General features: G+C 67.3%; 23 protein-coding genes and 6 pseudogenes. 17 read left to right on the top strand and 12 right to left on the bottom strand.

Features of this window, described 5'->3' with window-relative positions:
• Positions 1 to 8: 8 nt before the first annotated feature.
• Both V2J85_RS29200 and V2J85_RS29195 read right to left on the bottom strand, forming a co-directional pair.
• Positions 9 to 509 carry a DUF3291 domain-containing protein gene (locus V2J85_RS29200; protein ID WP_261953933.1) on the bottom strand — a complete coding sequence of 167 codons (501 nt, stop codon included), beginning with the start codon at positions 507 to 509 and terminating at the stop codon, positions 9 to 11.
• A gap of 31 nt (positions 510 to 540) precedes the next feature.
• On the bottom strand, positions 541 to 1,248 hold the full coding sequence (locus V2J85_RS29195) for a helix-turn-helix transcriptional regulator (protein ID WP_330823198.1): 708 nt from the start codon (positions 1,246 to 1,248) through the stop codon (positions 541 to 543).
• Between the two features lie 382 nt (positions 1,249 to 1,630).
• On the opposite strand from V2J85_RS29195, the gene V2J85_RS29190 reads away from it, so the two are divergent.
• From V2J85_RS29190 to V2J85_RS29180, 3 genes and pseudogenes are all read left to right on the top strand, one after another.
• The gene (locus V2J85_RS29190) at positions 1,631 to 2,335 is read left to right on the top strand and encodes an SDR family oxidoreductase (RefSeq protein ID WP_330823228.1); all 705 of its coding nucleotides are present in this window, start codon (positions 1,631 to 1,633) and stop codon (positions 2,333 to 2,335) included.
• A 211-nt stretch (positions 2,336 to 2,546) separates the two neighbouring features.
• A complete protein-coding gene (locus tag V2J85_RS29185) occupies positions 2,547 to 3,293 on the top strand; it encodes a phosphotransferase family protein (RefSeq protein WP_330823197.1) in 747 nt (248 codons plus the stop codon).
• A 145-nt stretch (positions 3,294 to 3,438) separates the two neighbouring features.
• A pseudogene (locus V2J85_RS29180) lies at positions 3,439 to 3,597 on the top strand (IS481 family transposase); the annotation flags it as partial.
• Between the two features lie 154 nt (positions 3,598 to 3,751).
• Here the strand turns inward: V2J85_RS29180 and V2J85_RS29175 are convergent.
• From V2J85_RS29175 to V2J85_RS29160, 5 genes and pseudogenes are all read right to left on the bottom strand, one after another.
• The gene (locus tag V2J85_RS29175; protein WP_330823196.1) at positions 3,752 to 4,135 is read right to left on the bottom strand and encodes a plasmid stabilization protein; all 384 of its coding nucleotides are present in this window, start codon (positions 4,133 to 4,135) and stop codon (positions 3,752 to 3,754) included.
• A gap of 155 nt (positions 4,136 to 4,290) precedes the next feature.
• Positions 4,291 to 4,509, bottom strand: coding sequence for a CBS domain-containing protein (locus V2J85_RS29170; protein ID WP_330823195.1), 219 nt, complete (start codon positions 4,507 to 4,509; stop codon positions 4,291 to 4,293).
• Between the two features lie 251 nt (positions 4,510 to 4,760).
• The gene (locus V2J85_RS41465; RefSeq protein ID WP_419836845.1) at positions 4,761 to 4,904 is read right to left on the bottom strand and encodes a DUF6233 domain-containing protein; all 144 of its coding nucleotides are present in this window, start codon (positions 4,902 to 4,904) and stop codon (positions 4,761 to 4,763) included.
• 98 nt (positions 4,905 to 5,002) lie between these two features.
• A pseudogene (locus tag V2J85_RS41460) lies at positions 5,003 to 5,101 on the bottom strand (IS5/IS1182 family transposase); the annotation flags it as partial.
• 40 nt (positions 5,102 to 5,141) lie between these two features.
• Positions 5,142 to 5,762, bottom strand: a complete 621-nt coding sequence (locus tag V2J85_RS29160; RefSeq protein WP_261953928.1) for a TetR/AcrR family transcriptional regulator C-terminal domain-containing protein — start codon at positions 5,760 to 5,762, stop codon at positions 5,142 to 5,144.
• A gap of 117 nt (positions 5,763 to 5,879) precedes the next feature.
• On the opposite strand from V2J85_RS29160, the gene V2J85_RS29155 reads away from it, so the two are divergent.
• From V2J85_RS29155 to V2J85_RS29140, 3 genes and pseudogenes are all read left to right on the top strand, one after another.
• Entirely contained in the window at positions 5,880 to 7,352 is a 1,473-nt protein-coding gene (locus V2J85_RS29155) for an FAD-dependent monooxygenase (protein ID WP_330823193.1), read from the top strand.
• 53 nt (positions 7,353 to 7,405) lie between these two features.
• Positions 7,406 to 7,634: pseudogene (locus V2J85_RS29150) on the top strand (IS701 family transposase); the annotation flags it as partial.
• Between the two features lie 229 nt (positions 7,635 to 7,863).
• The gene (locus V2J85_RS29140; RefSeq protein ID WP_330823192.1) at positions 7,864 to 8,796 is read left to right on the top strand and encodes a hypothetical protein; all 933 of its coding nucleotides are present in this window, start codon (positions 7,864 to 7,866) and stop codon (positions 8,794 to 8,796) included.
• 269 nt (positions 8,797 to 9,065) lie between these two features.
• On the opposite strand, the gene V2J85_RS29135 is transcribed toward V2J85_RS29140, so the two are convergent.
• Positions 9,066 to 10,304 (bottom strand): hypothetical protein, encoded by a 1,239-nt coding sequence (locus tag V2J85_RS29135; RefSeq protein WP_261953925.1) that lies wholly within the window; start codon positions 10,302 to 10,304, stop codon positions 9,066 to 9,068.
• Between the two features lie 44 nt (positions 10,305 to 10,348).
• Positions 10,349 to 10,723, bottom strand: a pseudogene (locus tag V2J85_RS41455) (effector-associated constant component EACC1); the annotation flags it as partial.
• Between the two features lie 670 nt (positions 10,724 to 11,393).
• Here V2J85_RS41455 and V2J85_RS29130 point away from each other — a divergent pair.
• From V2J85_RS29130 to V2J85_RS29100, 7 genes and pseudogenes are all read left to right on the top strand, one after another.
• A complete protein-coding gene (locus V2J85_RS29130; protein WP_330823191.1) occupies positions 11,394 to 13,094 on the top strand; it encodes a DEAD/DEAH box helicase in 1,701 nt (566 codons plus the stop codon).
• Positions 13,095 to 14,311: 1,217 nt separating this feature from the next.
• Positions 14,312 to 14,641, top strand: a pseudogene (locus V2J85_RS29125) (ABC transporter permease subunit); the annotation flags it as partial.
• The gene (locus V2J85_RS29120; protein WP_330823190.1) at positions 14,641 to 15,630 is read left to right on the top strand and encodes a glycine betaine ABC transporter substrate-binding protein; all 990 of its coding nucleotides are present in this window, start codon (positions 14,641 to 14,643) and stop codon (positions 15,628 to 15,630) included. The pseudogene V2J85_RS29125 and the gene V2J85_RS29120, both read left to right, overlap by 1 nt.
• Positions 15,631 to 15,703: 73 nt before the next feature.
• Positions 15,704 to 15,883, top strand: a complete 180-nt coding sequence (locus V2J85_RS29115; RefSeq protein ID WP_261953921.1) for a hypothetical protein — start codon at positions 15,704 to 15,706, stop codon at positions 15,881 to 15,883.
• A gap of 238 nt (positions 15,884 to 16,121) precedes the next feature.
• Positions 16,122 to 17,342 (top strand): metallophosphoesterase, encoded by a 1,221-nt coding sequence (locus V2J85_RS29110; protein ID WP_330823189.1) that lies wholly within the window; start codon positions 16,122 to 16,124, stop codon positions 17,340 to 17,342.
• Positions 17,343 to 17,760: 418 nt separating this feature from the next.
• Positions 17,761 to 18,524, top strand: a protein-coding gene (locus V2J85_RS29105; protein ID WP_410011342.1) for an IS5 family transposase whose coding sequence is annotated in 2 segments (ribosomal slippage) — positions 17,761 to 18,094 and positions 18,094 to 18,524 — 765 coding nt in all. Because the reading frame shifts where the segments join, the coding sequence is not laid out codon by codon here.
• Positions 18,525 to 18,632: 108 nt separating this feature from the next.
• Positions 18,633 to 19,226 (top strand): hypothetical protein, encoded by a 594-nt coding sequence (locus V2J85_RS29100; RefSeq protein WP_330823188.1) that lies wholly within the window; start codon positions 18,633 to 18,635, stop codon positions 19,224 to 19,226.
• A gap of 45 nt (positions 19,227 to 19,271) precedes the next feature.
• On the opposite strand, the gene V2J85_RS29095 is transcribed toward V2J85_RS29100, so the two are convergent.
• Positions 19,272 to 19,547 (bottom strand): hypothetical protein, encoded by a 276-nt coding sequence (locus V2J85_RS29095; RefSeq protein WP_261953917.1) that lies wholly within the window; start codon positions 19,545 to 19,547, stop codon positions 19,272 to 19,274.
• Positions 19,548 to 20,434: 887 nt separating this feature from the next.
• On the opposite strand from V2J85_RS29095, the gene V2J85_RS29090 reads away from it, so the two are divergent.
• Complete coding sequence (locus tag V2J85_RS29090; RefSeq protein WP_315975421.1) at positions 20,435 to 20,728, top strand: hypothetical protein; 294 nt, start codon at positions 20,435 to 20,437, stop codon at positions 20,726 to 20,728.
• Between the two features lie 103 nt (positions 20,729 to 20,831).
• Positions 20,832 to 21,062 (top strand): annotated as a pseudogene (locus tag V2J85_RS29085) (HNH endonuclease); the annotation flags it as partial.
• Positions 21,063 to 21,065: 3 nt separating this feature from the next.
• On the opposite strand, the gene V2J85_RS29080 reads toward V2J85_RS29085, so the two are convergent.
• Positions 21,066 to 21,818 carry an SDR family NAD(P)-dependent oxidoreductase gene (locus V2J85_RS29080; RefSeq protein ID WP_330823187.1) on the bottom strand — a complete coding sequence of 251 codons (753 nt, stop codon included), beginning with the start codon at positions 21,816 to 21,818 and terminating at the stop codon, positions 21,066 to 21,068.
• A 231-nt stretch (positions 21,819 to 22,049) separates the two neighbouring features.
• Positions 22,050 to 22,670, bottom strand: a complete 621-nt coding sequence (locus tag V2J85_RS29075; protein ID WP_330823186.1) for an NAD(P)-dependent oxidoreductase — start codon at positions 22,668 to 22,670, stop codon at positions 22,050 to 22,052.
• A gap of 129 nt (positions 22,671 to 22,799) precedes the next feature.
• Between V2J85_RS29075 and V2J85_RS29070 the strand changes: the two genes are divergently transcribed.
• Both V2J85_RS29070 and V2J85_RS29065 read left to right on the top strand, forming a co-directional pair.
• The gene (locus V2J85_RS29070) at positions 22,800 to 23,492 is read left to right on the top strand and encodes a TetR/AcrR family transcriptional regulator (protein ID WP_261953914.1); all 693 of its coding nucleotides are present in this window, start codon (positions 22,800 to 22,802) and stop codon (positions 23,490 to 23,492) included.
• Positions 23,493 to 23,520: 28 nt separating this feature from the next.
• On the top strand, positions 23,521 to 24,003 hold the full coding sequence (locus tag V2J85_RS29065; protein ID WP_330823185.1) for a hypothetical protein: 483 nt from the start codon (positions 23,521 to 23,523) through the stop codon (positions 24,001 to 24,003).
• Positions 24,004 to 24,056 lie beyond the last annotated feature (53 nt).

The raw sequence follows: 24,056 nt of genomic DNA, 5'->3' as shown, positions 1-24,056 counted from the left end.
AACACGCTTTAGGGCTGCCTCTGCGGCACGGCCTGAAGGTGCTGGGCTGCCTCAGCGGCGGTGTAGGAGGAAGCGAAGGTGAACGCTCGCGGGGATGGCCCGTTGGCCCGCAGGTCCGCCAGCCGTTCCAGGGCTTCGCCGACGGTCGGGAGGTGACCAGCGGGGACCCACCAGAGCACCAGGTGTGCCTCGACGTGCCGTTCGAACCATTCGCGCCGCCGCCGCATCGCCTCTAGGTGCCCGCTGCGGTAGGTGAAGTCCCACAGCGCCTCCGGGCTCTCCCACACCGTCAGGTTGACGATGACGTTCTCGCCCGCCGGGCGCAGGGCGGTGGCGTCGGCCGCACCTTCCTCCACGAGCCGCCACACGAAGCCCGGCGTGCCGTCGGCGAGGGTGTTGATTGATTCGAGCATCTCGACAAACGGCGCTATGCGCGGGTCGTCGAGAGGGTGTAGCAGCGTGGCGACGTTGAGCTGGGCGAGGTGGGCGGCATCCGCGGAAGCAGTCATGGCCGCATCCCAGCATGGGCCATAATCTATGTCAATCGATATTGCTTTTAGAGCTCTCGACCACCACGCAGCACTCCCCCGGCCGGGCGTCCATGCGGGCGCGGACGGGACCGTCCGTGCCCAGCAGCCCCTCCAGTAGCGCGAGATTCATACCGCAGACAAGCGGCGGGAAGCGTTCGGCGACGGCATGGAAGGGGCAGTTGCGCATACGCACGACCTGCGCGGCTTCTCCGGTCATCTCCTCAGAATCTTCGGCGTCCTGGATGCCCGCGCTGCCTTCCAGGTGCGGTTCGTACCCGCGGGCGGCCAGCATCTCCACGGCCTCCTCGAGGCCGCCGCAGGGCTCCGCCGAGCCGCGCAGAGCCTCGCCCCGGCGGCGCGCAGCCGCGCAGAGCCCGGCGTCGAGCCCAGCCTGCTCGGCGGCCTCGGCGAGCAGTTCGGCGGCGGTGCGGTAGTCGCGGGCGGGCAACGACACAGCCCGCTCGGTCCGCACCCGCGTGTACACCTTGGCGGGGCGTCCTGCTCCCGGTCCCGAGCGGCCCGTCAGGCGGCGGCTGCCGCTCTCCAGCAGCCCGACCTCGGTCAGCTTGTCCAGGTGGTGGGCGGCGAGCGTGCGGGACACCCCGGCCGCCTCGGCGGCCTCGTTGCGGCCGACCTCACGGCCCTGTGCCACCACGTACTCGTACAGACGGCGCCGGACCGGATCCTGCAACGCCGCGATCGCATCGATGTCCTCCATCCGGCCATTCTAGGAACAACGCAGGTTCGATATAGAAGGGGCGCATCCCCACCCTGCCGTCCTCGACCTCGGGGAACCGCTCTGCGGGGTCCTTATCGAGCAGGCTCCGGAAGGCGGCTCGCCCCTCCGCGGTCCGTCCTGCCAGAACGGTGGTCGGTTCTCCAAGATTGCCCAGCGCCCGCAGATGCCGGTAGGCGAGGTCAGCCTCCACATCGCAGGCATCCTCCTTTGGCCCGCCCGATGATCCAAACGAAAGCCCCTGAGGGGTCTCACAGGTAGGCGGGTTGGCTATCGGCACGACTTCTCAAGTTGGTTGACTTGGAGTGCACTCCAAATGCTGGACTCTCCGAGTTGACTTCACGACACATTCCTTGGGGTGCACATGACGGACTCTCCTGTCGCACTTATCACCGGCGGTGGTAGCGGGATTGGGGCCGCGACGGCTCGGCAACTGCTGGAGCAGGGGTACCGCGTGACGGTCACCGGCCGGAGCGGGGACCGGCTTCGCCGGTTTGCCGCAGAGCTCGGCGAGCCGGACGGTTTGCTGGTGATGCCGGGACACGCGGCCGACCACGAAGCGGTTCGGACTGCGGTCGCGGCGACCTTGACGACGTTCGGGCGGCTGGACGTCGTCGTTGCCAACGCGGGCTACGCGACCTTTGATGACTTGGCCGATGGTGACCCCACTGGCTGGGACGACATGGTGCTGACCAACGTCCTCGGCCCTGCACTACTCATCAATGCTGCGCTGCCCGCGCTGCGCGAGAGCCAGGGCCGGATTGTTCTGGTCGGCAGCGTGGCCGGCCATATCCACACACCAGGCAACATCTACGGCGCGACGAAGTGGGCCGTGACTGGCATCGCGGAGAACACCAGGAGGATGGTGACTGCAGAAGGCATTGGTGTCACCCTCATCTCGCCAGGCGCAACGAAGACCAACTTCTTCGACGGTGCCCCCGGCGGGCTGCCCAACCGCGATTTTCTGTCCCCGGAGCAGTTGGGTAAGACGATCGTCTGGGCCATTAGCCAGCCGAGTGGTGTCGACATCAACACGCTGATCGTCAGGCCGGTTGGCCAGCCTGTGTAACCGCAGTTCACGGCCGTTGAGACTCGCCGAAGCTGCCCGTGAAGCACGACCGGACAATGGCCTAAGGACTCCTAACAAAAGTGGTGGGCTTGACCTGGTCAGAGGTTGGTGTCGTGCACGAGGCCGCCGGGAAGCGGGACACGGTCAGCCGCGTCATTGCACGCGATAAACCCGGCGACGTCGGCGGTCATCCCCGGGATACTGGTCGTTCATGGATGAGGTCAAAGTCGTCGTCGCCCATTCCGAGCGCGCGACCCTGCGCGTCGGCGATGTGTTCCTGAAGGTGGACGCCGATCAGGCGCGCATCGACGTCGAGGTCGAGGCGATGTCCCTCGCGCCGGTCCCGACCCCGAAGGTCCTGTGGCGCAAGCCGCCCGTGCTCGCGATCGCCGCGCTCCCGGGGACGACACTTGGGCGCCTCGGCGGGCCGTCGACCGGGGCACCGGCGGCGTGGGCCGCGGCGGGCGCCGCCATCCGGAAGCTGCACGACGCGCCGCTGCCGCCCCGGCCCGGCCGGGCCGGCCGGAGCATCGTCGCGCTGGCGGCGGAACTCGACGACGAGTGCGAGTTGCTCGTGACGAACGGCGTCCTGCCCACCGACCTGGTCACCCGCAACCGCCAGGTCGCCGAGGCCGCGCTCCGGCCGTGGGCTCCGGCATTCACCCACGGCGACCTGCAGGTCGCGCACGTGTTCGTCGACGGCGGCGAGGTCACCGGCATCATCGACTGGTCCGAGGCGGGCCAGGGTGATGCCCTGTACGACCTCGCCACCTTCACGCTCGGACACGAGGAGCGCCTCGAGGACGTCGCCGCCGGCTATGGCACCGACATCGACCTCGACGTGATCCACGCGTGGTGGTCGTTGCGAAGCCTGCTGGCAGTTCGCTGGCTGATCGAGCACGGCTTCGACCCGTTCGCGCCGGGCTGCGAGGTCGACGTGCTGAGATCCCGGATGTGAGGCTGCGCGGGCCCGACTGCTACGAATGCGTTCTGACGCATCGAGCGGCCCATCCCCTGGGGCGCTCGCCTGCCCTTACTCTCGACAAAGTGCGGTGCGCAGTCGTCGCCAGCAGATGACGGCGCAGCCGAGGGTGACGAACGCGTGGTGGATGTCGTCGGCCTTCCTCGCCTCACATGGGATCACCGTCAAGCGCGTCCTGACCGACAACGGCTCCTGCTACAAGTCCAAGCTGTTCACCCGAACCCTCACCACAGCCGCCATCACCCACAAGCGCATCCGGCCCTACCGGCCACAGACCAACTGCGAGGATCGGGAAGCGTTCTTCCAGCCGGTCTGACCCACAGACCAACCGGCCGTTTGTGCCTTGTTGCCGATGTGTCGGCCGGCCGGGAGAGCGCGTGCGGCTGCACCGGCGGACTGCCGGAGTGACCTGATAGGAGCCTGGCTGACGCGCCTCATCGCAGTTGTGTCCCCGGTGCTCCGTCGGTGCGGCTCCAGTCACATGGACCGCCAGGAGGACAGGTGCCCAGCAGTTCCATCACGAGCGTGACCCTCGGAGTCGCTTCGACGTTCTTCTTCTTGGCCTCCTCGTACAACTGGTCCCGAGTGGGGCCGCCCGACCCCTTCCCAGAGCGTTCTCCACCTCGCTGCGAGGCAGATTTGCGGTCCTGTGTGGAGGTCTTGCCGGCAGACTTGGCCTCGCCGGAACGGGCGCGTTCCTTGTTCACGGTGCGGGCGGCGATCTCCTTGGCCCTCTTTTCTGAGCTGCCGCGCTCTTGGGCCTGTTCCTTGATGTGTTCGTACTGCCGCTCGCGCTTCTTGCTGGATCCTGCAGGCATAGCCGGCCATCTCGTGTCGTCATTCGTGCCAGGTCATATCAACCAACCGACGCAATACCATTCCACGCCTTGAGTGGACCCGATGCCAGGTGAACACCGCAGCCCATACGCGCGGCATGCCCCAGGCTCAGTCGGTGGACAGTGCTTCGAGCAGGTCACCGACCTGGGGGGGCGGGCAGGGAACGGGCAACGTCGGCCCGTGCCACCATGCCGACGAGGCGGTGGCCGTCAATGGCCAGGAGACGGCGGACCTTGCGCTGGGCCATCGTCGTGAAGGTCTCGTGCGCCAGGTCGTCAGCGCCGATGGTGACCGCCTCGCCCTGGGCAAGCTCGCCGGCCTTGGTCTGGTGAGAATCCCGTCCCTCGCCCAGCACCTTGACGACAATGTCCCGGCCGGTCAGGACCCCTGTCGTAGGTGCGGCAGATCGGCAGTATCCCCGACACCCATCTCGGTGAACTTACGAGCGGCGTCCAGGACAGTGTCCTCGCCCCAGCGTGGGGCGCCGGACCGTCCCTGAGGGCGGGGCTGACCAGAAGGTCCGGCAGCCGCACTCGCCCCACGAAACGCGGAGGGCCTGCACCTCGCGCTGTGCCGGGAGCGCACCCGCTAGACCGGCTCTGCCGATCAGCGCCGGTCCTTCAGGACGGTGTCGGGCCGGCATACCGGGCACAGCACCGTGACATCCGGCCCGGCCAGCGCCGCAAGCGCCTCCTCGCCGCTCACCATCGCGCCGGTCGATCCCGCCTGGGCACAGTCGCGGCGGTGCAGGTAGGCGTCGGCCCACCCGTCCTGGTGAGGCGGCGGGGAGAGCCTCCACCGCTTGCGTTGCTCCGGTGAAGGAAGGCCGAGGCAGGCGTAGTTCTCTCCCGCTCGCGCACGACCTTCAACAACCGCTCGAACTGCCGCATCCGCAGACCCGTGCACGTCTCCACCCACAACGACTCAGCCCTCAACACCCCACCCATACAGGGAAAATGCCCGGCCCACACCCTTCTGCAACACGCTTTAGTGTCCCGGACCGAGGTGCCCCTCGGTCCGGGGAAGGCCGGCGATGATCAGGCCGAGGGCGAAATCGAATCGCTGGTCGAAGCTGTCGGGGCCGCAGTACGGCAGGACCTCGACCAGGGCCGGGTAGTCGTCGGCCGGGACCTGGTCCGGGAGGAGGGCCGGTGCGGCCTCCTGGGCGGCCTGCTGTTCCTGGGTGAGGCCCAGAATCAGGTAGAAGATCGTCCAGTGGGTCCACGCGGCCGTGCGCGGCGAGTGGCCGGCTGCCAGCAGGGTAGCGATCACGGTGTCGGCGTAGCGCAGCGTGTGGGGCTCGGCTGCGAAGACTCCCGCGACCATCCTGGCGGCGTCGCGGTGGGAGAGCAGCGCCGTGCGGCAGCGGCGGCTCAGTTCCTTGAGGCGGTCGGGGAATGCCTCGGGCAGCGGCTCGTCCAGACAGTGCGCGAGGAGTTCGTCGGAGGCCAGCTCGAGCAGGCGGCCCTTGCTGGAGGCGTGCCAGCGGACAGTGTTGTGCTGCACGCCGAGCCGGGCCGCGACGGCGCGCATGGTCACGCCGTCCAGCCCGTGCTCATCGAGGACCGCAAGCGTGGCGGCGACGATCTCGTCCTGTGTCGTACCCATCCGATGCGCCTCTCCGGTCGGCTTCCGCACCTGTTACCCAAGCCCTGTTGTCCAATGGACAATTCTAAGGCATGCTCACTCTTGTCCAGCGGACAAGAGTGAGGGGAAGTGATTGTCATGCTCGACGTGCTCATCGCCGGGGCCGGCCCAGTGGGTCTCTGGCTGGCTGCGGAGCTGCGCCTGCATGGGGTGGAGGTGACCGTCCTGGAACGCCGGGCGGCACCGGACGGACGGTCGCGCGCGGTCGGCATGCAGGCCGGCACGCTGGACACCTTCGCCACCCGAGGACTCGCGGAGCGGTTCATCGAACGGGGCACCCCGGTGCCGACCGGCCATTTCGGCGCGGCCACCACCAGGCTGGACTTCTCTACGGTCGGAGCGGTGCACCCGTTCATGCTGGCGCTCGGTCAGTCCGTCACCGAACAACTCCTGGAGGAGCACGCGGTTGCCGTGGGCGCTCGGGTGCTGCGCGGGGAGGAGGTCGTCTCGCTCATCCAGGGGCCGGACGCCGTCGAGGCGGTGGTCCGGGCCGGCGGCACCCACCGGACCGTGCGGGCCCGCTGGGTGGTGGGCTGCGACGGCACCCGCAGCGCGGTGCGACAGGCGGCCGGCATCGACTTCCCCGGCCAGGACACCACGCTGACCGGGTGGCTCGCCGATGTCGAACTCGAGGATCCGCCCACCGCGCCGCTCGCCGCCAGCGGGCCAGCCGGTTCGTTCCTGGCGGCCCCGATCGGCGACGGCGTCCACCGGCTGGCGGGCCTGTCCACGGCCACCATGCACCGCGGCACCGGTGAACCGTTGACTCTAGAGGAGGTGCGCGAGCAGACCCGCACGCTACTGGGACGGGACCTCGGCATCCGCAACCCCCGGTGGCTGTCGCGCTACGGCAACGCCACCCGCCAGGCCGCGCGGTACCGCGCCGGACGGGTGCTGGTGGCCGGCGACGCGGCGCACATGTTCTTCCCGGCCGGTGGGCAGGGCATGAACCTCGGTATCCAGGACGCCACCAACCTGGGCTGGAAGCTGGCCGCCACCCTCCAGGGCCGGGCGCCCAACGGACTGCTCGACAGCTACGACACGGAGCGTCGGCCGGCCGCCCGCGCCGTCATCGACAACACTCGTGCGCAACTCGCCCTGTTCGCCGCTGCGAGCCCGGAGCAAATCGCGCTGCGCGAGGTCTGGTCCGCCGCGCTGGCCGAACCGGAGACCAACCGCCAGTGGGCCCGCAGGATTGCAGGCTTCGGCGATCCGCTCCCCGCCGACCCCGCACCCGGCGCGCACCCGCTGAACGGCACCCGCCTGGCCGGCCTCGCCCTCGACACGGCACAGACACCCACCGCCCATCCCTTGATGCACCACGGCCGGCCATTGCTGCTGGACCTCGACGGGACGCGGACGCCGTGCCCCGCGAGTGATCTGGAACAACGGGCAGCCACCGTCAACGCCGAAGCCACGGACCCGATCTGGCGGGACGTCACCGCCGTCCTGGTCCGGCCCGACGCCCGGATCGCCTGGGCCAGCACCGACGCCGACCCGCAGCGGCGGGCCGCGGACTGTCTCACCGCCCTGCGCACCCTGCGCCGCTAGTACTGCAACGGTGTTTGCCATGACGGTTGGGCAGGCCGGTCGTTGGTCTGTTCATGGGTGGGGACCTTGCTGATGTCAGTGTGTGGGCCGGTGAACTGGGCGCTGTGCATGAGCGGTTCGTGCATCGGTTTTCCAGGACGGCTGCGGGAGTCGGCGCTTGCCTATCTGCGAGGGCCGATTGGTCCGCTGGAGCGGAAGAACGGCTGGACGCTGGCTGAACAGGCCGGTCATGCCGCTCCGGACCGTATCCATCGGCTGCTGAACCGGATCGAGTGGAACGCCCACAAACACCGTTGCAGTACTAGCGGTGAGCTGTCCGTGCACCATGACCGGCCGTCGTCTTCAGCGCGCCCGCTGAGCATGAGCCACCCGCCGTCCTCGGTGACCCGTGAGCAGACCGATGGCTGGGTGAAGTGCGGCAACGGCGAGGTGCTGTGCCACCAGGCGCCAGCCGCGGTCGGGGTCATGAATTACATCGCACCTGTCGTACAGCTGCCGCTACCGTCCTGGCATGGACGATTCGCTCTCGTTCGAGAGCTTCTTCGAGGGCGCCAAGAAGGCCGCGCAACGGGCCATCGATGACCACGGGCGCGGCGAGTATGACGAGTTCGCGCTCCACGCTGGTGTCGCTGTCGAGCGGCTCGCCAAGGCAGTCCTCATCTCGAAGAACCCGATCTACATCGCCGAGATACGCAATGCGGACATGCTGCTGTACCTAGGCGGACATCTCCAGATGGATGAAGAGAAGGTCCGCACCGTCGGGGCCAAGGACGCCATCGCGCGCCTTCGGAAGATCCGCGTACTTCAGGCGGATCCCCAGCTCGACCTGCTGATCGAGATGCGCAACGGCGCTGCCCACGCTTCCACCGCCAGCTCCCAGGCCAAGGGGATGATCTCTCCCCTCGCCCGGACGATCGAGACGCTGCTTGGCGACCTCGACAAGCCTCTGGACACCTTCTGGGAGCGGTGGACCGAGCCCGTTAAGGCGGCTGTTGACGAGCGAGAGGACCAGGTATTGCGGGACATGCAGCTGCGGATCACGCAGGCACGGCACCGCTTCGACGACCGATTCACGGGCCTGCCCAAGGGAGTCAAAGAAAGGGCGCTGCGCGAGTACCCCGCGCACGTCCAGACAGCATGGGGCATTGCTGTTCCACTCAGAGATGATGCTCCCGGCCTGATGGCCGTGGCTGATTGCCCAGCTTGTAGCGGCCTTGCATTGACGACGCTGCAGGCCACTGCGCAGTCGGACACCACTCTCGTGATGAGTACGGATGGGCTCTCCTGCGAATTGTGCAGCCTCAAACTGAGCGGCGTTGAGGAAGTACAAGCATGTGGCGTCCAGAGTCGATGGCTACCCGGAACCGCGGTACCCGCATCCGTCGCGATCGAATCTGGCACGCCACCAGGGCAACTAGATCACGACGAGGCGGAAGAGGGCTGAAAGCCAACAACGATGCCCCGGCTCCACGGTCGGGCTCGTCCTCGGTGAGGACGTCCCGCACATCGTCCATGGGTCTCATGATGCCGAGCCGGCCGGGCCGCCGCCGACTCGAAAGTGCACTATTCCGGCCTTGGGTACCAGTGGAGCAGCCGATGTCGGCTGCTCCACTGGTACCCAAGGCCGGGCTCGGAGTAGGGACGCGGAGGGCCCCGCACGAAACCGGGAGGTCGGGGGGGCACGTGCGGGGCCGCTCACGGGGGTGTGGGCCGTCAGACTCCGATCAGGGTGTACGTACCCGTACCGTCCTGCCTGCCGCTGGAGTACTGGCGTATGAACTCCCCGTCCGCGTATCGGTCGTGGCCCATCATGGAGCCGGTGTACTTGTTCTGCACACCGATCTTCGAGCTGCCGGGTACGTCGCGGTAGATGTAGAACCGCTGGAGGTCGTCCTCCGTGCAGGGGGCCGTCTGCAGGACCGCCCGTTCGGTGGCCGCGTTCTGCTCGGCGATGGTCGCGCACCCGCCGTTGCCCCAGTTCCACAGGGACGCCTCGAGGACCCCGTTGTGCTCCGTCACGTTGCACAGGCGCCAGTTGTCCAGGTGGGCGCTGAAGATCGTCGAGGGCCGCAGGCGGACACCGTCGGCCGCCAGGAGCGGCGCGCCCCAGGACAGGGGCTGGCCGGGTACAGCGATCTTGTAGGCGCCGGGCTCGCAGTTGAGAGCGGCCCGCGCACTACGCCCGGTGGCCTTGGACTGTTCGGCGAACGTGCCACTGGTGAGAGCCGGGCGCTGCACGAGGCGGTCCCGCATCTGCTTCGTCGTCGGCGCCACCGCACCCGCCGGGTGCTCGGCCTTCGCGGCGGCCGATCCGCAGTCGAGGAGGCTCTGCGCCTTGGCCATGATGCTGTCTGCGGGCACCTTGTCCTGGCAGCGCACCGCGCCTTCCTCGAGGGTGGTGTAGGTGGTGAAGCTGCCGCTGCCGGGCCCCTCGATCCACTTCAACGCCCAACTGCCGTCGCCCTGTTGGACGCGGTTGCAGTTGAGGCTTCCGTACGTGCCGGTGACCTTCTTGGTGCCCTTGTAGACGCCGTAGTAGCCGGGCTGGTTGAAGTTCCACGTGACCGAATTCGACTCGCTGCTGGTGGAGGAGTAGTCGACCTTTACGTTCAGGCCCAGGCTCGCGCCGACCTTGCCGAGGGTCTCGACGGCGAAACTGCCCTCGACATTGCCGTTGAGACCGACGGAGACCGAGATGGTCGTCTGGGTGCTGGTGCTGACGGTCTGGTTGCCGGTTGTGCCCTCGGTGACGTACCAGCCCTTGAAGTGGGTGATCGTCGGGGACACTTCGGTGGTCTTGATGTACGGGTGGCGTGTGCCGAGGTCGGCCGCCGTACAGGTGTCGCCGGGCGCGGGCGTCTGCGCCGTCGTGGGTGGTGCTGCAGCAGCCGGTGAGGCGGCAAGGCCCATGGCGGTGACCGCCCAGGCGGCCGCCGTAGCGGTCACCGCCATGAGTGATCTGCCGACGCGGCTGACGGGTCCTATGGGGCGCATCGTTACCCTTTCCCCCTGGTTGTGTGTGTTCGGTCAAGGGGGGAACGTAGCGGCCACGGGGGTGGTGGCGAGAGCCCGGAACTGGCCAAAATGATCATAGAGGGACTTATTTCACCCCTGGTGCGTATGGGCGACGGACCGGTTCCGTCCCTAACGGACCTGTACGCCACCGAACAGGGGGACCACCCTTTGAAACACGCGGACCACACAGTGACCTTGAGGCTTGAGCGACGGGATCGCAGGAAGTCCGGCAGCGTCTTCACTGCCACCGCCAGCCCCCCGCCGCTGGCGGCGGTGAGCTGCAAGATGTCCCAGGCGCCCTGCTCACCCGCACCAGGCATACCCGGGACTTGGGAAACCGCTACACCGGGCACGCGACGGAGCCACTCTCAGAGCGACCGGAACTCCCAGCTCCCCGACTGCCCCGACTGCCCCGACGCGCTCATCCCCGCAGGCCGGTGAGGCCTACGCGTGACCCATCGTCGCTATGGTGTGAGCCAAGCCGCCGGCACATCCCTGGGTGGCGCACAGGCCGCGTACCCGCCCCCCAGCTCGGCGCTCCCAGCCACCGGAACCACCCCCGCCGTGGCCATCCTGGCAAGCTCCCGCTGGCGCATCGCACCCCGCCCGGCACCCGAACAAGCCATGAGACAAGGAAAACCCGTACATGGCTGTTGTCGGTAAGGGCGGCTATCAGAAGTTGCGGGAAATTCGGGCCAGCCACCTGTCTGTCCGGCCCGTTCGCCTCGAGGGCGCACACCGTCGCTCAACACGACGGGTGGCGACTGCTGGCCAACCGAAGCCGGCCGCTGATCGAATCCTTCCCCGTGTCCGGCTCTGCCGCCTGCCAAAGAAGGATCGTGAAGTGCTGTGCAGACTCGCTGAGTTCGCCCCGATGATCAGGTGCGGCGCCGAGATTACTTGCACCACTCCGGCAACATGCTCCTCCCACGTGGCGCTCGTCGCTCCAGCGTCCGACCATACCGAACCGCAGGAGGATCGCTGATCCTGTTGCGCCTCTCCCCCTCTTCGTCTTGCATGTGAGGCGTGGCGAAAGAGTTGGCTGTTCATCTGCAGTTCCTCAGGTCGATGGGGGAGCTCGAGACGGTGGACTACAAGCGGGTCCGAGAGGCTGTCAGCGCCATCGCAGACGGCTACGAAGGCAATGGGCTGCGCAAACACAAGGTCGGTCCCTGGGTGAGTTTCAGTGCTGGAATGAACCTGAGGATTATCGCCGTAGAGACCAAGCACAGGACGGTCCTCGCTCATGTCGACCACCACGACGCTGCATATCGGTGGGCCGAAGACCACACAGCCGTGATTGACGCGGACGATGCGCTCCTGGCTGTCCTTCCCGAAGCGAAGCCCTTGGGCTCGCAGCTGGCCGCAAGCCAGGGCGTCGGGTCGGGCAACTCCGCGGCACAGGACGGCCAGCCACGGTTCGCGGTCTCTGCGGAGGTACTCGTGGGGTTAGGTGTTCCTCGCCCGCTCGCCAAGCAGCTTGCGCGCCATCGGGATGAGGACCTGCTGGAGGTGATCTCCTACCTGGCTCCTGAGCTCCAGGAGAATGCACTGTCCGCACTGGCCGAACGAGACGCACCTGGTGCCGTTACGTCCGCCGGACCGTCGGACGTCGTGGTCGTCGACGATGAGCTGCTGGCGTTCGCGTTGACGCTTCCCACCGAGTTGTGGCGCGTCTTCCTCCACCCGAAGCAGCGCTATGTCGTTGATTTGCCATTTGATCAACACGTGCTGCTTCGTGGAGGTCCGGGCACCGGCAAGACGGTCGCCATGGCGCACCGGTTCCTCCGCTTGACGCAGGAGTGCCGCAAGGCGGGAACTACGGGACCTGTCATGCTGGTGCTTAATAACGTGACCCGGCAGATCGTCACCCGGCAGCTCGCCCAACTCGGCGTTCCTGCAGCCGACATCGACGTTCGATTGGTCTCCGAATTACCGAAGGCCAGGAACAGGCTATTGCACGTGCTGAGCGAGGTAGGGCCACTCGTTATCGATGAAGGACAAGATCTTCCCGTCACCTTCGTCGCAGCGCTCGCTGAGTTCATCGAAGACTGCAAGACCATCCCGCCGATCACTCTCTCCTATGACGCGAACCAGGCTATTTTCCACCCGAGCGAGAAGGCACTGTCCAAGCTCCGACAGGACGTAAATCTCATCACGCTCACTTACTGCTACCGAGCCTCTAGAGAAATTATCCATGCGGCCTTAGGTGTCCTATCGAACCTGCATGCAAACTACCGGGGACGTGACTTCCAGAACCGACACCACGTTGAGGCCGCCCGCGACACGGCGACCGCCCGCATGAAGACCCCGATCACAGGTCCCAAGGTTGAAATCCAGCTCATCACTGAACCCCGACAGCTGTGCGCCCGGGCGGTGAACGCCATTCAAAGGCTATTCGAAAGGTACGGTGATCCGTCCGGCCTGGCCGTGATCGTAGCAGCCGACCAACATGGCTCGCTGCTACGAGAGCTGCGGTCAGCGCTGGCTGCATACCCCTTTGACGTTCCCGTGATCACGCCTACGACCACCAAGGGAGAGGAGTACTTGGCCGGAGTGGTCGTGGATGGCCTGGACCATTCAATTCGACACGAGGGGGAAGCCGAGGAAGTGACGATCGGACGATACAAATTCCTATCCGGTCTCTATGTAGCGGTCACCCGCTTCCGCAATCGACTAGTGGTAATTACGACGTCCACCGACTCACCTATCCATGTCCCCGACTAACATGGAGCACGCTTCATGGCATATAAGGAAAAACAGACCTCGACCAGTGCGGGGAGTTTCGTCTTACGCCGCCACACCGAGGTTCAGGAGTTCGTCTGCGATCGCGATCTACTCCCACGCACGGCCAAGATCGTCGTACACTGGACGACACCCGAGGGAATCGAACGCAAAATTTGCAATTCCTGCTACGGATTCCTCGTGTCCCACCCCTGACGTGTTCAGGTTAACTAGCAGGAACGAAAGGGCGGTATATACCTCCGGCTTTGTTGCCGACACCACACAGACCTCGAAATACGCAAGATTACTCAAGACGGCAAGGCTTGCTGAGTGCGGAACGGCTACGAGGACGCAGGTAAGAATGCCTTGCCGCGTGATGCTTTTATCGGTAGGCGCGTCCATCAGAGGCTGTGGAATACCGGGTCACCGCGGCCGACTTCTGCGGCGTAGTCGGTGCCGAAGCCCTGGCTCTCGCGGGTCCAGTTGTCTCCGGTGGGCCAGCGCCGTCTTCCCGCGCATGCTCGGCGCCACGGTGCTCGGGGTCTTGATCGGCGTCCTCACCTACCGCACCGAGTGGGCGGGAAACCTCGCGATCACCATGACCGCAAGCATCCTCACCGTCCCCTCCCTGGCTCTCCTCGGCCTGCTCGTCCCGGTCGTCGGCCTCGGCGTCGCGCCGGCCGTCATCGCGCTGACGCTGTACGGACTGCTGCCGGTGGTCCGTAACGTCGGGTTGCGCGGAGTCGACCCGGCACTCGTCGAGGCCGCCAAGGGCATAGGGACGCCGCGTTCGCCCGCTGCTCAGCGCCGAACTGCCCCGCGCCCGGCCGCCAATTCTCACCGGTGTCCGGGTATCGATCAGATGCTTATGGGCATCGCGGCGATCGCGGCCTTCGCCTCAGGGCCCGGGCTCAGCAACCAGATCTTCCGCAGGATCTCCAGCCTGGGCCGTGCGAACACGCATAACGAAGTACTGTCGAGGACTCGGAATCGTCGTCCCAGCCCTGCCGTTCGACGCCGGGTACGTGCTGATCGGACGGCTCACCATCTCACGGGGGAATCCGTGGCTGACTCTGCCGAAATCGTCGAACCGACCTCCCCGACGTCCGGCGCCGCGGGCCCCGGCGGATCCGCCCGATCCGCCGGGCCCGACCGGCCGGCCGCCGCCAACGCGAGTATCCGGCTGGACAACCTCACCAAGCGCTATCCGGACAGTGTCGAGGGCCACCAACCGGGCACTCGTGGAGGCGGCGCACGGCATCGGGATGCCGCCGCTGCTGACGCTGTTCCGGATCGAACTGCCCCTGGCCGTCCCGCTGATCCTGACGGGCGTACGGACCGCGCTCGTGCTGAACGTCAACACCGCGACGCCGACCACCTTCGGCGCAGGAGGAGGACTCGGGGACCTGGTCTCCTCCGGCATCACCAACCAGCGTATGCCGGTGCTGGTGCTCGGCTCCGTACTGACGGTCGCCATGACACTGATCACGGACTGGCCGGGGACGCACGTCGAGTTGCCACAACGCCCACGCGGCCTGGAGGTGGACTGATGCGCCTGGCCCAGGTACGGACGGCCCTCGCGGGCGCGGGGGCCCTGCTGCTCGCCGCCGCAGGGCTGAGCGGCTGCGGACTGACCAGCGGCAGCCCGCTGGCCGACTCGGTGCAGCCCGGCTCCATCGGGAAGGGCCGACCCCTGGAGGGCGCCCAACTGACCGTGACCTCAAAGGAGTTCACCGAGCAGATCATCCTGGGCCAGATCATGGGACTGGTCTTCAAAGCGGCCGGCGCGCAAGTCCTGGACCGGACGAACATCCAGGGCTCGATCGGTGCCCGCGAGGCGGTCAAGTCCGGTGCGGCGGACGGGATGTACGAGTACACCGGCACGGCCTGGATCACCTACCTCGGTCACACCAAGCCGGTCGTCGACCCGTACCAGCAGTGGGAGGCCGTACGCAAGGAAGACCGCCGCAACGGCATCACCTGGCTGCCCGCCGCCCCACTCAACAACACCTACGCGCTGGTCACAAACCAGGCGAATGCACAGAAGTACCGGCTACGCACACTCTCCGACGTGGCACGCCTGACGAAGAAAAACCCAGGCGCGGCGACGATCTGCGGCGGAAACGAGTTCTCGGTGCGCGACGACGGCCTGCCGGGCGTGGCGAAGACGTACGGATTCGCCCTCCGACGCGGGAACTTCAAAAAGATGGACGACGGCGTCGTCTACACCCAGGTCGCCCAGGGCGCGGCCTGCGCCCTGGGCGTGGCGGCCACCACCGACGGCCGCATCCCCCAACTCAAACTGAAGGTGCTCAAGGACGACCGGCACTTCTTCCCCAACTACAACGCGGCACCCGAGATGAACAGCACCACAATGAAGAAGTACCCCGCCATCGCCGACCTCCTCACCCCCATCACCAAGCGACTGACGGCAGCAACGGCCCAGCGACTGAACGCGCGAGTGGACGTGGACGGGGAAGACCCGCATGAGGTGGCGAAGGACTGGCTGGTGCGGGAGGGCTTCATCCGCGAAGGCTGACAAACGGATTCGCACGAGCCCCCGACGAGCAAGAGGGGGCGGAACGCTGCCGCCGTCAGGTCCAAGCTGGTTTGTGTTCATGATCGGCGGCTGGCTGGGGCACACCAGGTGGAACATCCTCCGGTGCCTCGCCGGTGTCGAGGCGAGCACCGGCCCTGACCTCGCGCTGTCGCATGAGTCCGTGCGCAACGGGGTGCGCGGCCTCCTCGACCTGTTCGGCCGACTTCCGGAGCTCGAGGCGCTGCTCGTGTGACAGTGACCTGCGTCGGTGCTTGGTACGCGACGCAAGGCGCGCTCCCGATTCCGCTCGGGTCCATAGTCGATGACCTGCACCGACGCGCGGTGCGAACGTTCGGCTGGCCTAAGCCACTTCGCGGGGCCCGATGCCAGACCGGACCAGGTTGAACACTTCCCGGGCAGACGCCCGTCCGGCCGGCCCGAGGGCGACCGGATACAGTGCGCGAGACGGCAGCCTGGTCAGGAGGGGAAGCGTGACCGACACCAGCACCGCCCGGCTCACCGAGGGTGAAGCGCAAGCGCCGCGGCAGAACCGACTGCACCGCCTGATGCGCTACTTCCCCCTGATTGCCCCCGTCCTGCTGTGGGCCGTGCCCTGCTGGGTGCTCCTGCACAGCGGCCAGCACTGGCCGCTGCCCGTCGCGCTGGTCGGCACCGCCCTGTTCGCCCTCGGCCTCATCGGTATGCCGCTCGCGATGATGCGCGGCCACGGCCGGCGCCAGCAGGACCGGGCGGCGATCATCGGTGACACCCTGCTGGGTGCCAGTTGGGTTCTGTTCACCTGGTCCGTTCTGATCGGGGTTCTCTTCCGGCTCGCCCTGATCGTGGCCGGCGTCGGCGAGAGCCAGGACCGCGCCCGAATCGTCACTTGGGCCACCCTCGGCGTCAGCGCCGTACTGCTCGCCTGGGGATACGCCGAGGCACGCCGCGTGCCACGCGTGCGCCGACTCGACGTGCAACTCCCGCGACTGGGCGCCGGGTTGGACGGCCTCCGCGTCGTCCTCATCACCGACACCCACTACGGCCCACTCGATCGCACTCGCTGGTCGGCACGGGTATGCGAGACGGTGAACACTCTGGAAGCCGACCTGGTCTGCCACACCGGCGACATCGCGGACGGCACGGCCGAACGCCGCCGCGCCCAGGCCGTCCCACTCGGTACCGTGCGGGCCACCCGCGCCCGGGTGTACGTCACCGGCAACCACGAGTACTACAGCGAGGCCCAGGGCTGGGTCGACCTGATGGACGAGCTGGGCTGGGAGCCGCTTCGCAACCGCCATCTGCTGCTCGAACGCGGAGGCGACACCCTCGTGGTCGCCGGCGTGGATGACGTCACCGCCGAGTCCTCCGGCCTGGCAGGCCACCGCGCCCACCTCGCCGGAGCCTTGCAGGGCGCCGACCCCGACCTGCCCGTCCTGCTCCTGGCACACCAGCCCAAGTTCGTCGACCTGGCGGCAGCCGACGGCATCGACCTCCAACTCTCCGGCCACACACACGGCGGCCAGATCTGGCCCTTCCACCACCTGGTCCGCATCGACCAGCCCGCCCTCGCCGGCCTCAGCCACCACGGCACCCGCACCCTCCTCTACACCAGCCGCGGCACCGGCTTCTGGGGCCCGCCGTTCCGCATCTTCGCCCCCAGCGAGATCACCCTGCTCGTCCTCCGCTCCCCGCACCTGCCCACCTCGCCGTAGCACTGGGCCGGCCAACACATCCGATTGGAGCTGTCCACGAGCCGAGGGGTGCGGCGGCAACAGATGACCAGGCCCGTCTCGCCGAGGACGAAATCCGGACCATTCCCGGGCCGACAGCTCCAACGAGCCACAACTAGCCACGCTTACACAGGTCAGCACCGCTCTGAAGGCTGTACCACCAGTAGACGCAGAACCTGCTGGTGTCGTACTCGCCGAAGAAGCTGGGGTTCTTCTAGACACGAGAAAAGGGCGCCTGACCAGGGCCGATGCCTGGCAGGCGCCCCTATCGGGCGCACCCTAGGTCGCGAAGCAAAATTCGACCTTAGAGCTCGTAACAGGATCTTGTTGACGTGCCCTGCTCGGGCGTGACTGTTGTGACGATCTGACCGTTCGGGTGGGTGTGACGACTCGGCCGTGGATCGTGGACGACGACTTGTGGGCGCTGATCGAACCATTGCTGCCGCCCCGGCCCGAGCGGTCGCCGGGGCCGAAACCGGTGCCGGACCGGTTGTGCCTGCAGGGCATCCTGTACGTCCTGCACCAGGACATCGCCTGGCAGCTCCTGCCCCTGGAGCTGGGCTTCGGCTCCGGACAGACCTGCTGGCGGCGTCTGGATCGCTGGCAACAGACAGGGTTCTTCGACCAGTTGCACCGCATTCTGCTCGCGAAACTGAACGCGGCCGGCCAGCTCGACTGGTCCCGCGCGTGCGTGGACGGCTCCCACATCCGCGCGAAATGGGGGAAGCCGCGATCGGCCCGTCGCCAGTCGACCGGCGCAAGACGGGTAGCAAACACCACCTGATCTGCGACGGGAAGGGCACCCCGCTCCAGGCCATCACCACCGCGGCGAACGTCAACGACATCACCCAGACCCTCGCCCTCGTCGACGGCATTCCGCCCGTCGCCGGACGTCCGGGCCATCCCCGCCGACGCCCCGACGCCCTGCTGGGCGACAAGGCGTACGACTCCCGGGCCGTCCGTCGTGAACTGCGCAAACGCCGGATCGTGCCGGTGATCTCCCGCGAGGGCGCCCCGAACATCCAGGGCCTGGGCAAGCTCCGCTACGTCGTCGAGCAGACCTTCGCCCTGCTCCACCAGTTCAAACGCCTCGCCGTCCGATGGGAACGACGCCTCGAACTCCACGACGCCTTCCTCTCGTTGGCCTGCAGCCTGATCTGCTGACGGCGCCTCAAGAGGACCCACTCATGAACGTGTTGAGAGCTCTAAACCGACAAGCGCCCAAGGGGCGGGTCGTGAGAGAGTGCGGTTCGATCTGGGACAGGGGGAACTGTGGGACTGATCTACGGCTACGACATCTATCTGCGTCCTCGGAATGTCGCCAGGGCGTTGGCCAATCTGGCCGAGCTGGCGCCACCGGCACGTGCCGTGCCGCCGCTTGAGATCACCCTGCCCGGCGGTGACCGGCTCGTCCTCCCGTTCACGTCCCATTTCAAGAGCGAGCCGGTCGACTGCTCCACGAGCAGCACGCTCGAGCTCGACACGTCCCTCATGTTCGACGTCGATGATGCACTGCGCGAGTACGCGCAGAGGAACGGCCTCAAGACGGACGGCCGCATCCAGATCGGGTACATCTACGCGACGATCCGGTTCGAGTCCTTCCTGCACCCCGGCTACACGTCGGTGGAGTGCTGGGCAGCGACGTCGGGGATGAGCCGCTTGTTCGCACGGTCGGCCAACATCAGGAAGGTGTTCACCGACCTCACCGCCGACAGCGGCGGAGTGTGCTGCCTGTTCGACACTGGCGACGGCGCCCCCGAGCAAGTGTGCTGGCTCAACGGTGAACCCACCCAGGAAATCGTCTCCAGTCCCCGCTTTCCAGATCGGCGAGCACTCGTGGCGACTTGGTCCGACCTCGAGAAGTGAGCATCGGCGCTCCCTCTCTGAGACCACAAGATCGTGTTACGAGCTCTACGGGAGGACAAGGGCAAGAAGGATGTCAACCGCCAAGCCGACGGCGCCGCTGATCGCCAGCCACTTCGAGATTCTGCCGCTCCACGTCCCACGCACCTCGGTCAGGAGACTGCGGCCCTCCCTGAGCGCCCGCCGCGGCCCGGTTCCACGGACGGCGACGGGCAGCATGGCGGAGGCCAGCAGCAGCCCGGCGAAGGCGAAGGCGAGAAACCCCCAGGGCGAGCTGTGGCCGGGGCGCAGATACTCGCCGGTGCCCTGACGAACCTCGATCACCTCGCCCGGCCGTAGCGTCCACGACCCGATATGCGCCCGCGAGTCCCGTCCGCCACCGTCCTCGCCAGCCCGCTGAACGCCAGCCCGGTCACTGCCCGGACCCCAGTCACCGTCCGGCCGGAAGACCCCCTCGCAGTCTCGCGACGGCCCGGAGTGGGCTCCGCCCGAATGCTTCTGGCACGCCCTCACGGTCAGCGTGCCGTGCGTACCCGCGAGCCCGGTGGCGACGGCCGCGTTCGCCGCTCCGTAGTAACAAAAGGCGAAGGCCAGAAGGAGGCCGAGGACCCCGAGTGCGTACCCACCCGAACCGCCCCGGCGGCGAGCGGCCGGACCGCCGCCTTGCCCGAGCAGGCTTCCCTGGTCATTGCCAGATCCCGCGAATGTCATGAACACGGACCCTATCCACGCCCCCACCCCCGCTCCGTATCCCCCGTCACAGCGTCGTCGGATCACCGATCGTCCGCTCGTAAGAGGACCGCGGGGCGACGAGGTACTGCGGGGCGGGTTCAGTCCGCGTTACTTGTTCGGCTGTTGTGGACAAGGTCGAGGAACTCGGAGGGCGGGACGTACTTCCTACGCCTGTCCCCGATTCCCGTCAGCAGCGCGACTTTCGGGAAGTTCGCGTGGCGTTTCGCCCAGTTCCTGACAGCCGAGCGGCTGACGCCGACGGTCGGCTCCAGCGGCTTCCAGGGCCTGTCTGACAGGTCGGTGACGAGCCGGGCTGCCGGATCGTGCAGGGCCGTGTGGGGCGGGGTGATCTGACTGGCTCTGAATGGCTGCAGCTGGAGCCGCACTTTCCGAAGAACGACGGTCGGGGCGGACGATGGAACCCTATCGCCCTCGCCCCCACCGAATGGGAGCGAGGGCGCTACCTCCTCACCTGCTTCATGGACGATTTGATCGACACCCCGTCGACCATCCGCTATGAACAGCTTGCCCTGGCCGACCACACCTTGCGCGAAGCCGCGCATCTCCTCACCGCCCGCCATCAAGCCTGGACAGGCATTTGCAAGTGGCTGCCCGGCAGACTCCTCAGCGCGGATCCCGCACTCGGCAGAACCCTGCTGAATGGCCATCAACACGTGGCCGAACTCGGAGACAAGGCAGCACTCGCCGCTGCGGCGGAGCAGGTCCTCGATCTCATCGGCGACCCACTGAGAGAGGGCTACATCCAGCGATAGGCGGAAGGGACACGGCTCTCCACCACCCACTCGCCTCCTCCTGTTGAGCTCACGGACCGGCTCTCAGCGGAATACAGCACTTTCCGAATGACGGTCCCCGCCAACTGGCGCCTCGCAGTGGACCGCAGCCCGGCGCCAGGCATACGCCAACGACCTCGGCGCCGAACGCCTCCTGGTCGCCGTCACCGCCAAGAGCAACCGCTCCAAAGCCGACCAGGACCCCGTCCAGTGGATGCCGCCGGCTGTCGACGCCCAGTGCACCTACCTGTCCGATTGGGTGAGCACCAAGCTCCGCTGGTCACTGACCGTCGACCGCGCTGAGCGCGACACCTTGCCCTCATGCCCGCCGTCCGCCGTCGACCGACAGCGCGATCCCGGTGATGTAGGACGCAGCGTCCGAGCAGAGCCAGACTGCGGCTGCGGCGGCCTCTTCCGATGTGGCCATCCGGCCGAGTGGGGTGATCGCCTCCTGCATCGCGATCAAGTCGGTGCCGGCCGCCACCCTTTCGAAGCCGGGTGTACGGGTCGGGCCTGGGCAGACGGCGTTGACGCGGATGTTGTGCGGCGCGTAGTCCACAGCGGCGACCTTGGTGAGCCCGACGATGCCGTGCTTGGCTGCCACGTAGGCGGGGGCGGTCGGGATTGCGTACAGGCCGCCGTTGGAGGCGACGTTGACGATCGCGCCGCCGCCGCGGCTCTGCAGAGCGGGTAGCTCGTACTTCATGCAGAGGAAGGTCCCACCCAGGTTGACGTGGGTCACGCGCTCGAACTCCTCCAGGGGCATTTGGTCGAGCTGCCGGTGGTGTGAGTCCAGGCCGGCGTTGTTCACGGCGAAGTCGAGGCCGCCGTACTTCTCGACCGTGCGTTCGACGGCCGTCCGCACCGCGTCCTCGTCGGCGATGTCGACGCTGAGTGCCAGTGCCTCTCCGCCGCCCTTCCTGATCATTTCGGTGGTCTCGACGGCGGTGGCCTCGTTGATGTCGGTGACGGTGACGGTGGCGCCCTGCCGGGCCAGCTCGATCGCCGTCGCGCGGCCGATTCCGCTTCCAGCACCCGTCACGAGTCCTATTTTTCCTGAGAAGTTGCTCATGATGGCCTTCCGATGCAGTTACTCGCACCAGGCGATGCCTGATTCGCCCAGGCGACCTTGTTCGGGGTACCGCGACGGCCGGTGCTCGTTGACCTCGGCGTGCCGGACGAGGGGCAGCCCCCTGTCACGTGTCGGTGCCGGGCACGGCCGTCTACACAACCGCGATCGCGGTCGCCGATGGTGGTTCGCTCCCGCCCTGTGAACAACGGGGGCTGTCGCGTCAACCGATGACTAACTCAGGGGTACGACGATTCCGGTACCGTGCCGGCCCGTCTCCGCCTCGTCCAGCAACAAGGAGGCCAGCGTGGCCCGGGAGATTCGGGGCGGCAGCAGCGGACGCCGCAGGTCCGCCAGTGGCACGATGTGGCGGGTAGGGCTGAGAGGGCCATCGGTGACGTCCGGGGCGTGGAACACCGTAGCGCCGGCATCCAGGGCGATCTGGTCGGCCTCGACCTTCTCGGCCAGCTCCGAGCCGACGAACATCCGCATCACCCCCGCATAGATCAGCCCACCCGATCGACTCGACACGCCCGAGCCCAGTGCGCCGAGCCATACCGTCGCGCGAACGTTCGCCGCCGCGAGCACCCTGGCCCCGGCGACCAGTGCGCCCGGGCCGTCACCCTTACCGATACCGATGGCAGAGACGGTCACGTCGACGTCGGTCAGGTCGGGGAAGCTCTGCGGGACGGTGACATCCGCCTTCCGGACCTCGACCCGCCGCGACACGGGCACGGTGACCTTGGCCGGCGTGCGAACCAGGGCCACGACCTCGTGTCCCCGTTCCAGCGCTTTGTCGACGAGCGCGCTGCCGGTCCGCCCTGACGCTCCGAGTACGGCTATGCGCATGATCATCCCCCCTCTAACTAAACAAGTGTTGGTTACTTAAGTAAACAACCGTTGGTTAGTGTTGTCAAGGCGTGAGCTGCCTGTACGGTGAACATCTGTTGCTCAACTGTTCGCACTGGTCAGAAGGAGGCGAAGATGTCGTCTCAGGAGCGCTCCGCTCCCCGCCGCCGCAATCCGCGCGGCCAGGGGCAGGTTCTCAAGGCCCAGCTCGTAGACGCCGCGGCGAAGCTGCTGTCCACCCTTGATCAGCCGGAGACGCTGACGCTGCGGCAGGTAGCGCGTGAGGTCGGGGTGGCACCTGCCAGCATTTACAGCCACTTCCCCGACCTGGGCGCATTGATCCAGCACGTGCTGCGGCTGCGCTATGAGGAACTGGCCCGTTTGATGGACCAGGCCGCGCAGTCAGCCCCGGATCCACTGGTCGACCTCGTCGCCCGGTGCGCGGCCTACGTGCGCTGGGGAGTCGGCCAGCCCGGCCATTACCGCACTCTCTTCGGCGGGCGGATGCCGGACGACCTTGTCCCCGGATCAGCGCACGGCGCCGGGGCCGAACTGCTCGAGGCCGTCGTGACCTCCCTGGCGGCCGCCGCCGAGGGAGAGCGCAGGCAGCCCTCGGCGGAGCAGCAGTGGCAGGCCGGCCTCATGCTCTGGACCGCGCTGCACGGCCTGGTCAGCCTCTACAACGACCACGGGAACATTCCCTGGCCACCCCTGGACGACCTGATCGCCGACCTGCTCAGCCTGCACACAGGCCGCCCGGCAGCCGAGATCGCGGCCCTCCTGCCCCAGTGCGGGGATGACCCGGGCTTGGCCCCGGACTCCATCTGACAGCTGATCACGCGCCGGGGAGGGTGCGATGCCCGTGTCCACCTCCTCTCCCGTCGGCGCCGCCGCTCAGGCCGTCGCGCCGAAGGTCGGCGCGACGGTTGCGAGCAGGACAAGTAGGGGGCGGCAGAACATGGTGCGACTGTCGGCTGACTCCGATGCCCAGCCGAAGCAGCAGAACAGGGAGTCGCACCGGCGGGGTCTGGCGCCCCTGTTCGGCGAGCATCCCACGGCTGCCGAGCGGCTCGCCTGCCACGCCGTCTTCTCCGGACCAGACTCCCTGCCCGAGCTGGGCGACCTTGCCGACGAGGCGCTGCGGTCAGATACGCAGCACACGTCTGGCGTTCAGATGGGCAACCTTCTCCTTCACCTGGGATGGATCGCCCGGGATGTACCAGGCGTCGTCGAGGCACTCAGCCAGCACATCAACATCACCACGCAACTACTGCTCAACGATTACGGGCGGCACGAGGAGAAAGGCAAGCAGGACCCCGGCCCCCCATTTGGTTGTTGAAAGAAACGCGCTGGTCAGCGAGCCTGCCTCTCGCCGTGGTCTCGGCGGCGGTC

This window comes from Streptomyces bugieae (genome assembly GCF_036352915.1).
GTDB lineage: Bacteria > Actinomycetota > Actinomycetes > Streptomycetales > Streptomycetaceae > Streptomyces > Streptomyces endophytica.
The sequence above is the reverse complement of the archived record's forward strand: the minus strand, read 5'-3'. Positions and strand labels throughout refer to the sequence as shown.

Coding starts and splice junctions, on each gene's coding strand:
- V2J85_RS29200 (WP_261953933.1), bottom strand. CDS start 509: ATGACTGCTTCCGCGGATGCCGCCCACCTCGCCCAGCTCAACGTCGCC.
- V2J85_RS29195 (WP_330823198.1), bottom strand. CDS start 1,248: ATGGAGGACATCGATGCGATCGCGGCGTTGCAGGATCCGGTCCGGCGC.
- V2J85_RS29190 (WP_330823228.1), top strand. CDS start 1,631: ATGACGGACTCTCCTGTCGCACTTATCACCGGCGGTGGTAGCGGGATT.
- V2J85_RS29185 (WP_330823197.1), top strand. CDS start 2,547: ATGGATGAGGTCAAAGTCGTCGTCGCCCATTCCGAGCGCGCGACCCTG.
- V2J85_RS29175 (WP_330823196.1), bottom strand. CDS start 4,135: ATGCCTGCAGGATCCAGCAAGAAGCGCGAGCGGCAGTACGAACACATC.
- V2J85_RS29160 (WP_261953928.1), bottom strand. CDS start 5,762: ATGGGTACGACACAGGACGAGATCGTCGCCGCCACGCTTGCGGTCCTC.
- V2J85_RS29155 (WP_330823193.1), top strand. CDS start 5,880: ATGCTCGACGTGCTCATCGCCGGGGCCGGCCCAGTGGGTCTCTGGCTG.
- V2J85_RS29140 (WP_330823192.1), top strand. CDS start 7,864: ATGGACGATTCGCTCTCGTTCGAGAGCTTCTTCGAGGGCGCCAAGAAG.
- V2J85_RS29135 (WP_261953925.1), bottom strand. CDS start 10,304: ATGGCGGTGACCGCTACGGCGGCCGCCTGGGCGGTCACCGCCATGGGC.
- V2J85_RS29120 (WP_330823190.1), top strand. CDS start 14,641: ATGCGCCTGGCCCAGGTACGGACGGCCCTCGCGGGCGCGGGGGCCCTG.
- V2J85_RS29090 (WP_315975421.1), top strand. CDS start 20,435: ATGGACGATTTGATCGACACCCCGTCGACCATCCGCTATGAACAGCTT.
- V2J85_RS29080 (WP_330823187.1), bottom strand. CDS start 21,818: ATGAGCAACTTCTCAGGAAAAATAGGACTCGTGACGGGTGCTGGAAGC.
- V2J85_RS29075 (WP_330823186.1), bottom strand. CDS start 22,670: ATGATCATGCGCATAGCCGTACTCGGAGCGTCAGGGCGGACCGGCAGC.
- V2J85_RS29070 (WP_261953914.1), top strand. CDS start 22,800: ATGTCGTCTCAGGAGCGCTCCGCTCCCCGCCGCCGCAATCCGCGCGGC.
- V2J85_RS29065 (WP_330823185.1), top strand. CDS start 23,521: ATGCCCGTGTCCACCTCCTCTCCCGTCGGCGCCGCCGCTCAGGCCGTC.